Annotated in this window: 14 protein-coding genes; 8 read left to right on the forward strand and 6 right to left on the reverse strand. The window is 43.4% G+C overall.

Annotated elements, in window-relative coordinates; translation table 11 throughout:
- Nucleotides 1–13: 13 nt before the first annotated feature.
- The gene (locus tag AC58U0_RS32730) at nucleotides 14–1,678 is read right to left on the reverse strand and encodes a PAS domain-containing sensor histidine kinase (protein WP_497382956.1); all 1,665 of its coding nucleotides are present in this window, start codon (nucleotides 1,676–1,678) and stop codon (nucleotides 14–16) included.
- 285 nt (nucleotides 1,679–1,963) lie between these two features.
- Between AC58U0_RS32730 and AC58U0_RS32735 the strand changes: the two genes are divergently transcribed.
- Together AC58U0_RS32735 and AC58U0_RS32740 are read left to right on the forward strand one after the other, a co-directional pair.
- A complete protein-coding gene (locus tag AC58U0_RS32735; RefSeq protein ID WP_057307491.1) occupies nucleotides 1,964–2,422 on the forward strand; it encodes a chemotaxis protein CheX in 459 nt (152 codons plus the stop codon).
- 93 nt (nucleotides 2,423–2,515) lie between these two features.
- Nucleotides 2,516–3,292 (forward strand): SDR family NAD(P)-dependent oxidoreductase, encoded by a 777-nt coding sequence (locus AC58U0_RS32740; RefSeq protein ID WP_497382957.1) that lies wholly within the window; start codon nucleotides 2,516–2,518, stop codon nucleotides 3,290–3,292.
- A gap of 55 nt (nucleotides 3,293–3,347) precedes the next feature.
- Here the strand turns inward: AC58U0_RS32740 and AC58U0_RS32745 are convergent, their stop codons facing one another.
- On the reverse strand, nucleotides 3,348–3,605 hold the full coding sequence (locus tag AC58U0_RS32745) for a DUF2573 family protein (RefSeq protein ID WP_057307489.1): 258 nt from the start codon (nucleotides 3,603–3,605) through the stop codon (nucleotides 3,348–3,350).
- Between the two features lie 83 nt (nucleotides 3,606–3,688).
- Here AC58U0_RS32745 and AC58U0_RS32750 point away from each other — a divergent pair, with 83 nt between their 5' ends.
- The 4 genes from AC58U0_RS32750 (at nucleotide 3,689) to AC58U0_RS32765 (ending at nucleotide 7,885) form a co-directional block, all read left to right on the forward strand.
- Entirely contained in the window at nucleotides 3,689–4,522 is an 834-nt protein-coding gene (locus tag AC58U0_RS32750; RefSeq protein ID WP_497382958.1) for an alpha/beta hydrolase family protein, read from the forward strand.
- 150 nt (nucleotides 4,523–4,672) lie between these two features.
- Nucleotides 4,673–5,194 carry an RNA polymerase sigma factor gene (locus tag AC58U0_RS32755; protein ID WP_312883405.1) on the forward strand — a complete coding sequence of 174 codons (522 nt, stop codon included), beginning with the start codon at nucleotides 4,673–4,675 and terminating at the stop codon, nucleotides 5,192–5,194.
- Between the two features lie 692 nt (nucleotides 5,195–5,886).
- Entirely contained in the window at nucleotides 5,887–7,293 is a 1,407-nt protein-coding gene (locus AC58U0_RS32760; RefSeq protein ID WP_497382960.1) for a DEAD/DEAH box helicase, read from the forward strand.
- 46 nt (nucleotides 7,294–7,339) lie between these two features.
- On the forward strand, nucleotides 7,340–7,885 hold the full coding sequence (locus AC58U0_RS32765) for a hypothetical protein (RefSeq protein ID WP_497382961.1): 546 nt from the start codon (nucleotides 7,340–7,342) through the stop codon (nucleotides 7,883–7,885).
- A 46-nt stretch (nucleotides 7,886–7,931) separates the two neighbouring features.
- Here the strand turns inward: AC58U0_RS32765 and AC58U0_RS32770 are convergent, their stop codons facing one another.
- The 4 genes from AC58U0_RS32770 to AC58U0_RS32785 form a co-directional block, all read right to left on the reverse strand.
- Nucleotides 7,932–9,110, reverse strand: coding sequence for an MFS transporter (locus tag AC58U0_RS32770; RefSeq protein WP_497382962.1), 1,179 nt, complete (start codon nucleotides 9,108–9,110; stop codon nucleotides 7,932–7,934).
- Entirely contained in the window at nucleotides 9,107–9,931 is an 825-nt protein-coding gene (locus tag AC58U0_RS32775; RefSeq protein WP_497382963.1) for an HAD family hydrolase, read from the reverse strand. Before AC58U0_RS32775 ends, AC58U0_RS32770 begins: the two co-directional genes overlap by 4 nt.
- Nucleotides 9,924–10,700, reverse strand: coding sequence for a DeoR/GlpR family DNA-binding transcription regulator (locus AC58U0_RS32780; protein WP_497382964.1), 777 nt, complete (start codon nucleotides 10,698–10,700; stop codon nucleotides 9,924–9,926). The genes AC58U0_RS32775 and AC58U0_RS32780 overlap by 8 nt, the downstream gene beginning before the upstream one ends.
- A 179-nt stretch (nucleotides 10,701–10,879) precedes the next feature.
- Nucleotides 10,880–12,535 (reverse strand): FAD-dependent oxidoreductase, encoded by a 1,656-nt coding sequence (locus AC58U0_RS32785; RefSeq protein ID WP_497382965.1) that lies wholly within the window; start codon nucleotides 12,533–12,535, stop codon nucleotides 10,880–10,882.
- Between the two features lie 219 nt (nucleotides 12,536–12,754).
- Between AC58U0_RS32785 and AC58U0_RS32790 the strand changes: the two genes are divergently transcribed.
- Together AC58U0_RS32790 and AC58U0_RS32795 are read left to right on the forward strand one after the other, a co-directional pair.
- On the forward strand, nucleotides 12,755–13,960 hold the full coding sequence (locus tag AC58U0_RS32790; RefSeq protein WP_497382966.1) for an S-layer homology domain-containing protein: 1,206 nt from the start codon (nucleotides 12,755–12,757) through the stop codon (nucleotides 13,958–13,960).
- Between the two features lie 195 nt (nucleotides 13,961–14,155).
- Nucleotides 14,156–14,434 (forward strand): hypothetical protein, encoded by a 279-nt coding sequence (locus tag AC58U0_RS32795; protein WP_497382967.1) that lies wholly within the window; start codon nucleotides 14,156–14,158, stop codon nucleotides 14,432–14,434.
- Nucleotides 14,435–14,705 lie beyond the last annotated feature (271 nt).

The following is a 14,705-nucleotide window of genomic DNA, read 5'->3' on the forward strand; positions in this document are numbered from 1 at the left end:
CCCTTTCATCTGTTTATTGCGTGGAAGGAAGTGTGATTTCAACCGTCGTTCCTTCTTCTAATTTACTGCGAACTTCCATAAAGCCGCCATGTGCTTCGATAATTCGGAAACAGACCATAAGACCAAGTCCTGTTCCTTTTTCCTTCGTACTATAAAACGGTTCGCCAAGCTTGGGCAGCCGCTCTGGTGCAATGCCGCAACCTTCATCGATGAAACGTATAGTTATGTAGTTTGAGTTTTTTTCCTGTAGAGCTTGAATACGCATTGTACCACCTTGCGGCATAGCTTCCAACGCATTTTTCATAATATTGATGAAAACCTGCTTAAGCTGATGCTCATCACAGGAGACAGGTGGAAGATCTGGTATAAGTTCTGCTTCAATCTGGATATTTCCGAGCAGTGCTTGAGGTTGAAGGAGTTCAATTGTGCTTGTGACAATGGAATCCAAGGTTTGAGTTGCGAAATGTGTCGCCTGCGGTTTGGAAACAAACAAGAACTCATTCACAATAAATTCTATACGCTTTAATTCATTTTGCATGATTTCAATATAATATTTCTCTTTGGCATTATTCGTCTTGAGCAGCTGCAAGAATCCCTTCAAAGCCGTTAGCGGATTACGGATTTCATGCGCAACGCCAGCAGCTAATTGCCCGACAGCAGACAGCTTGTCTGATTTGATTAGCAGCTCTTGCGTCTTTTTCAACTCGGTAATATCCTTGAAAGTAATAACTGTACCTAGAAGTTGACCTTTTCCCTCCAGCATAGGACTGGACATGTACATAACGGGGAAGGTGGTTTCGTCTTTTTTCCAGAACATATCCTCTTGCATATCAGAAACTTCGTGATTCAAAATCGTGTTTAAAATAGGACTTTCCTCAGGTGGGTATAGTGAACCATCGCTCTTAACAGGTCGAATGAGATTATGAATTTGTCGGCCCAGCATTTCATCTACTTTCCATCCGGTTATAGCTTCGGCGGCCTTATTCCAGAAAATTGTGCGACCGCTCATATCAATCCCGTAAATACCTTCGGAGACGGAATTGAGGATGAGTTGATTTTGCTTATACAGCTTATCAATGACCTTCTTCTGTTCCTTGACTTCAGTCAAATCTTTAAGAATGGCGAAGACCCCAACAATACTGCCGTCTACCATCGTCGGGACGAACGTTACATTGGATTGGATAGGGTATCCTTTCTGATGAAGAAAAGCGGCCTCGAAATTTTGCGGCATCCCGGCTGATGCCACTTGAAAATGATGCAATGCTTTGAGCAGATCGGGCGGATTGATCATAGGAATGAAGGAAGTTAACATCGAGGTCTCACGAGCTAGTCCAAGAAGACTTTCCAAACCATGATTAGCCGACAATACCTCGCCGTCCAAGCTAAACGAGATAATAGAATCAGGATGATTATCATAAAGTGATTTATATCGCTTCGCGATTTCGTTAATGGAAGATTCTCTTTTTTTAACTACACTAATACCAAATAAAGCTAATCCAAGAATCAAGCCAAATAGGATAACATCGATAAGCAGGCCAACCAATGGATTATCTTGCACAAAAGCAAGAGGATGTATAAAGTAGAAATTTGTCCCGATCAAAAATATGCAAATAATAGCATAAAAAAGTGCAAGTTGATATAAATTCCAATTTCGAGCAGAAATATGCTGTTTAAACATAAAGACTTTCAGCGCCCCTTTTAAGGAATTTTCCCCTGTAAACTTATCAGGATTCGACACGAATATATATATTCTTCCATATTCATGTTGTATTTTCCTCTGTTCATGAACAACTGCATCGTTGTTCGACAATTTAAGTATGAAGGCAGGACGAGTTTGTGTATCTGAGTAGTAGGAACTATTTTATCGAAAAAGACAGTATACTTGTCCTAATTTTTTAGGTATAATGTTGAAAAAGGTCGTTTTTCTGTGGAACTTATTCACAAATGAGATCGGAGCGGAGCTATGAAGGCTGAGTACATTAATCCCTTTTTGGAGTCGGCTAGAATTGTCATCGAGCAAGTTGCTAACATTCGCCCAACAACGGGGCAGCTCGGCGTCAAAGACGTCAAATTTGTGGAAAAGTATATCTGGATCCAAATCGGGATGACCGGGCAGATGGAAGGCGATATTGTTTTCGGCTTAGCTGAGGATGTTGCTTTGAAAATGGTTTCTGCCATGATGGGTGGATTTGTTATTACAGAAATGGATGAAATGGGTAAGAGCGCCATCTCTGAGCTGGGTAATATGATTAGTGGGAATGCAAGCACGATGCTCTTCAATCAAGGGGTCAGGGTGGATATTACACCGCCCAAAATTGTTCAATCCGCGACGGCTGCAGGATTTGTGCCGAAGAGAGCATTGACCATTCCTTTGATTATGGATAACATTGGCGAGCTGGACATTCAAGTATTAATCACATAAGAGACCTCATATAGGTACATATGCTAAAATGAATTGGAGTGCTGCTGAAGCGGTATCTCCATTTTTTTATAACGCAATAAGGAGAAGGTAAGCTTGAACATTTCGAACAAAATTGTATTGATTACAGGGGCTTCGAGCGGCATTGGGGCCGTTATGGCACAGCAATTTGCAGCTAAAGGAGCCATTCCTATATTAACTGCACGCAGTACAAATAAACTTAAAGAAATTGCTTTGGGCTTGCAAGGGCAGCATGCCGTTTATGAGATGGATGTAACGAATACGGAGCAGGTTAATCATGTTGTGGGACAGATTATAGCCAAATTTGGCCGTATTGATATTTTGATTAATAACGCGGGGTACGGGATATTTGAGTCGTTTGCGGAGGCGCCGCTTGCTCATTTTGAAGAAATGATGAATGTAAATTACATGGGATTAGTCCGATGTACCCAAGCCGTATTGCCTCATATGTTGAAGGCCAGGAGCGGTCATATCGTGAACGTTGCTTCTATGGCGGGTAAGATCGGATCGGCCAAATCCACGGGTTATTCCGCGACTAAGCACGCAGTACTAGGCTTCACGAACAGTTTGCGCCAGGAGCTTATAAGATCTGGGATCTCTATAACAGCGATTAATCCGGGACCCATCTCAACACCTTTCTTTGATAAAGCAGACCCGAGCGGTAACTATGTCAAAAATGTGGCTTGGTTTATGCTTAAACCAGAGAAAGTCGTTAAAGAACTTATACATGCGATAGAAAAAAATATTCCTGAGAAAGATCTTCCTTTTGTGGCTGGACTAGGAATCAAATTATTTCATCTATTCCCGCGAATGTTCGATCGCTTGGCATCAGGCCTTTTAAATAAAAAATAAGCGGCTCCCAGTTATTGATCGGGATTCCGCTTTTTTTCTTTTATCAATTGTCGATCTAAGTCTGTTCTGGCTTTTTCGCTTGTAAGGCCTGGTTCAAATCTCGAATCTCTTCGAAAATGCGACGTACTTCGGCTTTGCCTTCTGGATGCGTTTGATTCCAGTGGGAGGTTAGGGCCGGCAGCGACTTATGAACATGATTAAAAAATGCCCAAATCTTAATTTTCTCAAGCATTTCAGGTGAAGTATCACCCGTGATGAGTTCAGCTGTTTTGAACACTAAGGAATTAAATTCGTTCTCAAAATCTGTATTCATAGTTTCATCCCTTCGGATGGAAAATAGGTGGAGTACATTTAGTTTATATGATGATATGACAGCTGTCAAAATAGGGGGAACCCATGTCCATAGCACTAGATGAAATCCAAGATGGTCAACTGTTAGGAAAAGAGCAAATTCGCTGTTTCGTGAAGCATATATCACTTTATATCCTTACTTATGTTAGTCAAGGCCTAAAAGTGAAAGGCCTTTTAGCCGTTCCAGATGGAACAACTCCGAGACCTGCTGTCATTTATTGCCGCGGCGGCATTAAGCGTGTTGGGATGGTTCGTAAACGAAGAATTATATCGATGGCTAAACGCGGCTATGTCGTCTTTGCTCCCTATTATCGGGGGAATGAAGGCGGTGAAGGACGTGAGGACTTTGGCGGGGAGGACAGGTTTGATTTGTTTCATGCCATTCCAATGGTGCAATCATTAGAGGAAGTATTGCCAGGTCCCATACCGTTGATTGGATTTTCCAGAGGTGCTGTTATGGCCATGCGAGCAGCCCGAGAGTGCAGTGGGGTTGGTCCTGTTGTCGTTTGGGGAGGTGTAAGTGACATGTTGGATACCTATGAGCAGCGTGTGGATTTGCGGCGGATGCTCAAACGGGTTGTCGGACATCCGAAGAAACAAGTCGAGGCTTATCTCGATCGGTCCCCAGCATATTGGGTAAAGGAAATTAACTCGCCCATCTATATCATCCATGGAACAAATGATTCACAAGTGGACGTTGGACATGCAAGAAAACTGGCGAACGCTCTGGATCAAGCCGGCAAAGATTATACGATGGCACTATATACAGGACTTGAACACCGTTTTCCTCGGAAAGACGACGAAAAGGCTCTGGATGACGTATTTGCATGGCTTGATGAGAAGCTTAAACGAAGTATGCAGGAAGTCATTTCCACTTAAATTAATTATTATTATTGTTTACTCCCCATTTATGACCTAAAATAAGGTAGGAACACAACAAGTAGGTTCTACCTGGTAGGCTAGGGGGCGTTTAATTCGAAGTCTCTGAGACTGATATTCAGCAGTGATTTTTATACATTAGATAAGAGCGTGCAGGAGCAGATATATCAGGAGTTCTATCTCCTCGTATATCCCATGATTTACTTCATATTGAGGGATCATGCGGCGGTGGAAGACATTATTCAAGAGTCATTTCTAAGGGCTGTTCGTAAAGCGCCTTTATTGACTGAAATTGATAAATATGAAAGCTGGGTTAAGAAGTTAACTCGGAATGTTACACTCAATCATCTTCGTAAGCACAAGCGCAACCGGGATGAGCTGGAAGCTGAACTCAAGCTCTGTATCAAGGAAGCTGCACCAACATCTGAATATTTGGTCCCACTGGATCAAGAAGTTGAGCTAAAGCTAATGCGTGAGGCTATTATCACCTACATCAATCAGCTTAGCCCCTCCTACAGACAAATTATTGCGATGAAATGGATCCATAATTTATCTTATAAAGATATGGCTAATGAGCTTGGTGTAACGGAGGGAGTCGTTCGACAACGCTTATTCCGGGCACGCGATGTGATTAAGCAGAGACTGTTGGAAGAGTGGGGATCCGGCGGATAAGAGTCCTTAAGGACTCTTATTTCTGCTTCACAATCTATACGTTTTGGGGTAGCAAAGCCTACCCCTTATTTATTAGGGCGTCCTGAATAAGCTCGTTTTCGAGATTATTCAGAAGGGGCACGCGGGACATTGTGCTGAGAATGTCGATTTTCGGCTTCTCGGATTCAGTTGGCGAGCTTCGGCTCGCGGAGCTCTTGCTGTAAGCACGGTTTTGGCGCTTAATCTGCATGGACGCACGGGAAAATCTGCTGAGAAGTCGATTTCCGGCTTCTCGGACTCTGTGAGCGAGCTTCGGCTCGCGGAGCTCTTGCTGTAAGCGCGGTTTTCGCGCTTAATTGTTCGGGCGCTCCAGATTAAGCACATTTTACGCGCTTAATCTCCATGGACGCGCGGGAAAGTCTGCTGAGAAGTCGATTTCCGGCTTCTCGGGCTCAGTTGGCAAGCTTCGGCTCGCAGAGCTCTTGCTGTAAGCGCGGTTTTCGCGTTTAATCTGCATGGACGGGTAGGACAGTCTGCCGAAAAGCCGATTTCCGGCTTCTTCGACTCTGTGGCGAGCTTCAGCTCGCGGAGATCTTGCTGTAAGCGCGGTTTTCGCGCTTATTTATGCTTTTAGTGGTTGTCGATTTGTATCGTTTTACGGCGTGGCATATAATAGGGACATTAGATTGGATGAGAAAAGGGGTTTTCGTAAATTGAGTACAAGCTTTGAACAACTGCAGATCGCGCAGTCCTATTTAGATAAATTGCAAGAATTAGGGATTGGTGAGCCAACACCGATTCAAGCTGAAGGTATCCCAGTTTTAAAGCAAGGGAAAGATGCCATCATTCAGTCTCAAACGGGTACAGGTAAAACTTTAGCGTATTTGCTTCCAGCATTGGAACGAATCGATCCTACGCAAAAACAACTGCAGGTGCTTGTTGTCGTTCCCACCAGGGAGCTTGGTATGCAAATCATGCAGGAAATTGAGAAGTTCACAGAAGGTGGACCGATTCGGTCTCAATCTCTTATCGGTGGAGCGGCCATTGTTAGACAAGTAGAAAAGCTTCGACTACACCCTCATATAGTTGTTGGTACGCCGGGTCGCTTGCTCGAACTTATGAAAATAAAGAAGTTAACTTTGCATCATGTGAAAATGGGTATTGTTGATGAAGTGGACCAAGTGTTCGAGCTAGGTTCCATGCAGGATGTTGAAGCCGTCCTTAAAGGAATGCTTAAGTCCAGTCAGATGGTGTTTGTTTCCGCGACGATCCCGCAAAGCACCGAACAAGCTGCTGGGAGATGGCTCAAAGATCCTGTGATTATCAAAATCAATCCGAATCAACGCACAGCCGAAACATTGGAACATATGTATGTGGTGTGTCAAGAACGTGAAAAGATTGATACGCTAAGAAGACTTGTGCGTCTGATTAAGCCTACATCAGCTATCGTGTTTATCAACGTAACGGACGATATTGCCCAAGTGGTTGGCAAACTCCAATACGTTGGATTATCTGTTGAAGCCTTGTATGGAGAAGCCAGCAAACAAGATCGGGCCAGAGTAATGGGGAATTTCCGGGATGGGAAATTTCAATTGCTGCTGGCAACGGATGTTGCCGCAAGAGGTCTTGATATTGAAGGCGTGACCCACGTGTTCCACTTGGATCCTGCGACCAACGCGGAGTATTATCTCCACCGCGTAGGTAGGACCGGTCGGATGGGCCGCGAGGGCACGACCATTTCTATCGTGACGCCGAAGGAGCAGTTCATTCTCGAGAAATTCGAGAAGCAACTAGGCATCACGATCGCGCCGAAGGCGATGTTCGAAGGCCGGCTCGTCGACCCGGCCCAGGACCGCAGTGCGGCGACGATGCGCAGCCGCCGCGAGGCTGCGCGCAGCTCCGCAGGCGCGCGGGATGCTGCCGCGCCAGCGGGCGCGGTGCGCACTAGTGCCGCGGCGCCTGACGCGCGCGGCCAGAGCAGCGCTGCCCCGGTGAAGCCGGCAGCGCAGGCGAACACGGCCGCCAGTGGCAAGGCTGTGAGTAAAGCCCAACGCGAGCGAGATCGCAAGAGCAAAGGCGCTCCTCGCTGGCTCAAAGAAAAGCAGCAGAACAAAGAGTAGCCCTGTCTACGAGGGCAGCAACAAATTGATCTGCGGGGTGTGAAACGTGCTGAAAAAATTATTCATTTTCGCCATAGCTGTGGTCTTCATCCTTACGGCTGCTCTGGTGATCGCCGTTCGGCATGTTAAACCAACCGAGGCTTTAAACCTAGATTATAAAGAAATCACGATCAGCAGTAAGATCGCAGACATCGTCAAGAACCGGAAGCTTGAGGTACAGCTAACGGAACAAGATCTTAATGATGTGGTAAAGAAGCAGCTAGCTGCGCATCAGGTTCTGCCTAACGATTTTCGAATTGAAGGGGCGAAGCTTACACTGCAAGGTTCAAACATTCTAGCTGACGTGAATGTGAGGTGGCGGGAGAAGATCCCCATCGGTGCTCAAATGATGTTCACCCTTGCTTGGAACCCGCCGAATTTAGTCGTTCAGCATAGAAATACAAGTATTAAAGGCATGCAAGTACCAAGTGAATGGGTTCAACTTGCGCCTTTTGAACTCCCTATTGAAGATCACTTGCCAAAACTTATTGGTGTAAAGAACGTATTGTTCGAGGAAAAAGCCATCATCATTCAATTAAAGCCGTTGCGATAACATAGAAAAAGCTGAATCCACTACGGATTTCAGCTTTTTTTTAACTTTATACAGACTTCGAGGTTTGAACATCCCATCTACGAGAATATAAAATGATACCTAACACGACGCACATGCCAATCAGTACAAACCAAATCGACACACCCACATCAAAACGGTCCATCCCCCAACCGACACCTAAGGGAAGAATAGAACCTCCTAAACCACCTGCTGCGATAAGCGTACTCGTTGTTTGCTCTGTACGCCCTGGAAGCAGTTGATTCGCATAAATGAGAGCTACTGCGAACATACCGGACATGAATAATCCAAGTAATAGTACAACGGTGAAGCTGCTCCATAGATTCGTGCTAAACATCCAAATAAGTACGGTGAGCAGACTGCCTGCAAAAGAGACCGCCAAGTAACGGAAATAAGTCATTTTCTCTGCTGCAACACCTGCGAACAGTCGGCCTACAACCATGGCTAGCCAATAGGCTGTTACGGCAAGCGATGAAACAGAGCTGGAAGCATGTAATTGATCGGTAAAGATCGAGGGCAAGAAATTAACGATGGTGTTTTCCATTCCTACATATAAGAAGAAAACAATCATGAGTAAGCAAAGAAACGTCAAGGAGCTCTTAGTGAGTACAGGGGGTTTCTCTGTCCGCTGCGAGCGATCCGCTTTATGAGCTAACAGCTCGTCATGCTCGCCTAAGGAAAGCTTCGACCATACGATACACGCAGTGAACGCACTTAATCCCAATAGCATAAATCCATATTTCCATAAACCATTAGCAATCAGGATACTTGACACTATAGGCATGAATAATGCTCCAAGTCCAAAGAAAACCTCAAGCTTGCTGAAAGCAATCGCTTGTTGATCTTTTGCTGCAATTAAAACGAAGGTACTGATGCTGGATTCAACGAGTCCGAAAGCAACCCCGGCTATGAATGACAGACAAACCGCAATGGGCCATGGGGGCAGTAGAACGATAGCGATCATAGCTAAGAAGAGAAGACCAAAAGCCGTCGTTATGGTACTTCTTCGACTGATCCGGCGAATGAGATAAGGCATACAGAGTACACCCAGAAGGAAGCCGCCGAATTCCATGAATACAAGTAGCCCACCGTCACTGTAACTTCTTCCGTAATGGGAGAGCAACTCGGGCAATACAGCTCCGAATATAACGTGGGTGCAGCCTGTTAAAAGGTAAGACAAGCAGGCCATAATTAATAGTCTTTTCATAAGATAGGGCTTCCTTTTTGCTGAGCAGCATAGTTCTCGTTATAAGCAAATACATGACCAATGGCTTCTGCAACAGAATCAACGTGGTACAATGCCTTTTGTTTGACGTCCGGATGAGCACCTTTCATGGCAAAACTATGAGGAGTGATGCCGAACATCGATACATCGTTGAAAGAGTCCCCGAAACAGGCGATCTCTTCTGGCTGCAAGCCCAGTTTTTCAATAAGAACAAGCAGTGAGCTGCCCTTGGAAACAGCGAGAGGCATAATATCAAGACAATCTTTGTCGGAGATGAACATCTCCAGCTGATCCCTAAGCTTTTCCTCCATAAGAGACTTAAGCTCTAAGAGAGTTTCAATTTTTCCAAACATCGAGAACTTACAAACAGCAAAGTCACCTTTCAAAGACTGCTCCACATCTTCTTTTACGATAAAAGGTTGGAATGTTCGGGATTGCACCTCATCGGAAGCAGGAGTCAAATGCGTGATAAAATTCGCTTCGCCCGAGCAAACGAGCTTAACGAGATCAAAATCCTTAAGTAACTGGTACACTTGATAAGCCAAATCGGGTTGAAAAAGCTGAGATTTCATGAACGTGCCATCGTCTAAGTGGATGAATGCGCCATTTTGCGATACCGAATAAGCGCGATGACCAATTTCCGCCAATACTTGTTGCATTTCAATGTTCATTCTTCCTGATGCCAAACATAGTCTAATACCGGCTTCTTTGACTTTCTTTAATGCAGCCAATTCTCTTGAGCTGACTTTTTTACTGTGATCAAGTAATGTGCCGTCCAAATCACTTACGATAAGTTTAATCATCTTGTTCTTCTCCTCCTGCTAATACAATTTCCACTTCACTTGCAAGTAATTTCTCTTTCATCTCAGGGGTTAATGCTTGATCCGTTACGAGGATGTCAATGCTCTCGAATCCCACGACGCGATGAAACAATCGCTTTCCGAATTTGGAATGATCCGCTAGTACAATAACTTGGTCCGCATGCTGCATCATGGCTCTCACCAGATAACAATCCTCTTCGTTTGGAGCAGACAGCCCTTCTTCTGTAATTCCGCAGGTCCCGATGAGCAGTTTATCGACATGGTAGTCATTTAGCATTTCGATCGCTTTCGCTCCGTATACGCTATGGTGCTTGTTATCCAGCACACCGCCAAGAATATGGATTGTCGTTTCATCTTTACGAGTGAGAATAGCAGCAATTTCGATTGAACTTGTCACGACGATATTCTGTTTAGAGCTTAGAGCGGTGGCTGCATGAAGGACTGTGGTCGAGGCATCCATCATGATATAATCGCCGTCTTGAACGAGTGCCGCAGCTGTCCTGCCAATCGTTAGCTTCGAGGAAGACTCTGCTTGCAGCCTTTGATCATAATCCCCAACTTCTTTGGAGAGGGTAGGGAGGATGGCACCGCCGCGCGTTCGAACGATAGTCCCTTGCTCTTCAAGCTTAACCATGTCACGTCTAGCTGTGTCCCTCGAAACATCGTAGAGCTCACAAATGAGGTCAACGGTAATTCGCTTATTTGATTTTAAGTATTCGACGATTGATATAAGTCTTTCTTCTTGAAACAAGGGGATTTCACTCCTTTCACTTAAGTGATTGTAAGTGATAATAAGTATATGGCTTATTATAATGCTGAATATGCATTCTTTCAACTATTTTGTTTGCGAGAAATCTAAGCTTTGATTCATAAAAAAACCGTATACTCGTTCAAGGAACGAATACACGGTTTTCTGATCCATTTATCTGATTATTTAACTGCAGGTTTTTTTCTGGTTTTAATATAGCTAGGATACGTAATTTCTCCGGAGTCGAGCTTTCTAATTTCTTCTTCGTTCCAACCGGTAATTTTATTCGTACCTACTACACCCGTAAGCTTGATTTGATAGTGGTGAGCTAAGTACTGTTGGAGTTTGGCCATTTCATCAGGTTTTATTTCCCTGAGCTTTTGCTTGCCATGCAGTTGACCTAATATAACTCCGATAGATTCTGCGGCTAGACTCGTGTTCGGTTGAATTCTTGTGCTTCCATAGGCGATAGCCGAGGAACCTACATTTTTTCCGGCCGCGATGACATTATCATAATTTTTTAGCAAAAAGCTGCGCAGCGGCATGCCGTATTTATCCGGACGTCCCATTTCAATACCCCACTTGTTAGCACTTGTGCCCTGCAAATCAAGCGGATACCCACCAATACTGACATTATCCCAGAACATCGTGCCGGAAAGGAGATCAGATGGTTTTAAAACATAGTCCATTTCATAGTGATTATATTCTCGGACATAGGGATACGTAGGAAATTCGCCTAATTCAGCATGTTCCCAACCCGGTAACGTTTTACGGAAGTGATTGAGAATCAGCGGAGTTTCTTTATTACCCAGGTTAACAGCCTCTTGGATGGATTCAGGTTTAGAAGGATCTACGGTATAAACAAGAAGGGCGTTAATTAGTACTTCCCCGTCCCTTTGATTTACCGCATTCAATCCTCTTAGAAAGACTCGATCATTAGAGGGATGGTAGGCTTTAGTCATTCCGCTTAGCCCAATAGCGAAGCTATCACTTACATAACCGCCACCGAATTGTTTTGAATTCTCTTCCGGTTTTAATAAATTAAATGCGGTATTAAACTTTTTCCAGTCGACATTTTTGAACTTCATCATCATGCCAGCACTCATATACTCGATCTCTTTTTGACCATAGAACTTCTCAAGACCTGGCAATCGCTTAGCATCTAATCGACTGATTAATGCTGCATAGTCACTGTTGTCGACCCAATAGGAAGCTGTAATTCTCTTTTTTTCATTCTGTTCCGTACTGTAAACAATTGAAGCAATTTTGTGCATATGATCAGGTGTATTCGTTTGTTCAATTTCATTAATCACAATGCCAGATTCCAAAGGAATATCTTTCATTAATTTATTCATATATGTAGTGAATTCAGAAAGCTTACGAATTTTGGCATTTCGGAAACCGTCGAATAATTCTTTGACACGGCCTTGTACAAGTAAATGACCTTGATCGTCACGGGTTTCATCGAGAAATAGCATTTGACTTTGGAGAATCTGACCTCCAAAAGCTTTATGAGGATCCAGTACTTTTACCTTCAAGCCTTCATCGGCTGCAGCTCTGGCAAGGTAAAGACCTTCAAGCTCACTGCCGATCACAACTACATCGATGTGTTCAGTTGGATACGTATTAGCGCTCTCATTATTTGGTGCAATAACAGCTGCTGTGGGTGCTTCGCTAACAATTGGAGTGTCTAGATGCGTGATGGGTGGCGCAGAAACAGCTTCTGATTCCAAGTTACCTTGCTTGTGCCAAACCTTGCTATAAGAAATTGCGGTCAGAACAATAAGCAGAACGGTTAAAGCGACAATAAGTTGAACTCGTGGATTCCTTAAACGCATGTGTAAACTCCTTTAGCGATAGTCTGATATGGTTTAAGTTTAGCAGTTTCATAGTGGATTTAATAGACTCAGAAAATAGGTTGATATAAAAGATTTTAATGTCCACCCCCCAAAAGATATTCGGATGGGCGAATTCTTGTAGCATAACCAGGAACCCTTCGCGAAGGCTCCACACAACTTTATAATACTAACTATTTGAATAAGGGAGAGGGAACTTGAATGAAAAAGAATCTAATGAAGAAATTTGTAGCAACAGGCCTTGTATTAACAATGGTAATGGGGGGCGCTTCAGCAGCGTTTGCCAAAAATAATGACCATGAAGATAACGATCGTGGTAAACGTACAGAAAGCAAAGGATACGATAACAATAAATTTAATGTAAAAGGAAATATTCAAATCCGCATTAATTTTGATGATCTCAAAGGTGCTCAATGGGCAATGCGTTACATAGCAAGTCTAGCCTCTAAGCAAGTATTCGAAGGATATGAAGATGGTACTTTCAAACCAGACAAGTCCGTTTCTCGTATTGAAGCTATCACAGCAGCAGTAAGATTGATGGGATTGCGTGAACAAGCTGAATCCGCTGCTGAAATGTCTACTAAATTGAATTTCAAAGATGCAGACAAAATTCCTGCATGGGCAGTAGGTTACGTAGCCGTAGCACTTGAGAATGATTTATTTACTGAAAATGATGACGCTGTTCAACCGCAAAAAGAGGCTGATCGCTTGTGGGCGACTACGCTTTTGGTAAAAGCATTGAAATTAAATGCAGAAGCTAAGGCGAAAATGAACACAGCACTTACATTTAAAGATGCTAAGCAAATTCCAGCAGGTTCTGTTGGTTATGTTGCAGTAGCAATCGAAAAAGGACTAGTTGACGGTTTTGAAGATAATACATTCAAGCCAAATCAACCTGTAACACGTGCTCAGTTGGCTGCTTTATTAGATCGTACAGGGAACCAACTGCCGGAAGATCAAAACACTAATTCGGGAACTGTAAACACTGCTGTTTACAACAATGTTCTTTCTCTTACTAAAAATGGTGCTCCAGTACAATACGTACTGCACCCAGATGCATTCGTTTTACGTAACGGTGTGAAAGTGGCTGCTTCTGCTCTGCAAGTTGGCGATGAAGTGAAAGTTCGTTCATTCAATAATACTGTTGTATTTGTTGAAGTAACGAAGTTGGCTGAAGTTAATCAATCCTTCGATGTTTTGGGTACGTTGAATGCGACTACTCTTAATGCACAAGGAAAGATTACTACCATTTCCATTACTCAAAATATTAACGGCACCAACCAAACAACAATTTATAACGTATCTGCTGATGTTGCTTTGACTGGTAATTTAGGCGCGTTCACACAAGGTCATCTGATCCAGCTTAAAGGACAGAACCAAGTAGTTACTTCTATTGATGTGAAATAATAAAAGCATCATTCGAAAGATATAGAAAAGGTTAGATACATGCAGTTGGCTCCTTGCTTATTTATAGCAGGGAGCCAACTGTGCTTTTTAGGTTGAATAATCTTGCTTTTAATGAGGGAAACTGTCCTTTATCTTGCAGTGCAGAGAGACTTTGAACTGCACTCAAAGATCCCTATATAAGGAGTTGGATTATTTATGGACGAAACACTCATGGCTACATTTAAAAGGTATTATGCGGATTACAGAGGTGCTGCTAATGTTGATGAAAGCTTTTCCGATGCATATCAAGCGATTGCTTATCATGTTATTGAGCAAACGGAACAATTCGCTCAAGAGGGAAAGCTTGCTGATATTCAAAACTTGATTCACGAATTCAAAGAAATAGGCTTGGTTGTTGGGCCTAGCAATGATTCATTAAAGGAGCGTTTCGAGCAGGAACTTGTAGAGCAAGTCCTTGATCGCACGCCTACCTGAAAAAAGTGTCGAATATGGTATTGCAATATTCAATTTACCATGCTATATTATTGATCCGGCTAAAACGAGCTGAAATTTTTATCGAAAAAAGTAAAAATAAAGCTTGCATTTGATTAGGTGATTATGCTATATTATAAATCCGGCAGCGAGAGCAGCACGGAAAACGAAAGAAATTGATCTTTGAAAACTGAACAACGAGTGAGTAAGCACGAACGAGAAATCGTTCAAAAAAGAGATTGCAAAATCTCGCTAGCAACGCAAATGAGCAATT

The sequence above is a fragment of the Paenibacillus sp. J31P190 genome (assembly GCF_059692075.1).

Coding starts and splice junctions, on each gene's coding strand:
- AC58U0_RS32735 (WP_057307491.1), top strand. CDS start 1,964: ATGAAGGCTGAGTACATTAATCCCTTTTTGGAGTCGGCTAGAATTGTC.
- AC58U0_RS32785 (WP_497382965.1), bottom strand. CDS start 12,535: ATGCGTTTAAGGAATCCACGAGTTCAACTTATTGTCGCTTTAACCGTT.
- AC58U0_RS32775 (WP_497382963.1), bottom strand. CDS start 9,931: ATGATTAAACTTATCGTAAGTGATTTGGACGGCACATTACTTGATCAC.
- AC58U0_RS32790 (WP_497382966.1), top strand. CDS start 12,755: ATGAAAAAGAATCTAATGAAGAAATTTGTAGCAACAGGCCTTGTATTA.
- AC58U0_RS32730 (WP_497382956.1), bottom strand. CDS start 1,678: ATGTTTAAACAGCATATTTCTGCTCGAAATTGGAATTTATATCAACTT.
- AC58U0_RS32745 (WP_057307489.1), bottom strand. CDS start 3,605: ATGAATACAGATTTTGAGAACGAATTTAATTCCTTAGTGTTCAAAACA.
- AC58U0_RS32750 (WP_497382958.1), top strand. CDS start 3,689: ATGTCCATAGCACTAGATGAAATCCAAGATGGTCAACTGTTAGGAAAA.
- AC58U0_RS32770 (WP_497382962.1), bottom strand. CDS start 9,110: ATGAAAAGACTATTAATTATGGCCTGCTTGTCTTACCTTTTAACAGGC.
- AC58U0_RS32795 (WP_497382967.1), top strand. CDS start 14,156: ATGGACGAAACACTCATGGCTACATTTAAAAGGTATTATGCGGATTAC.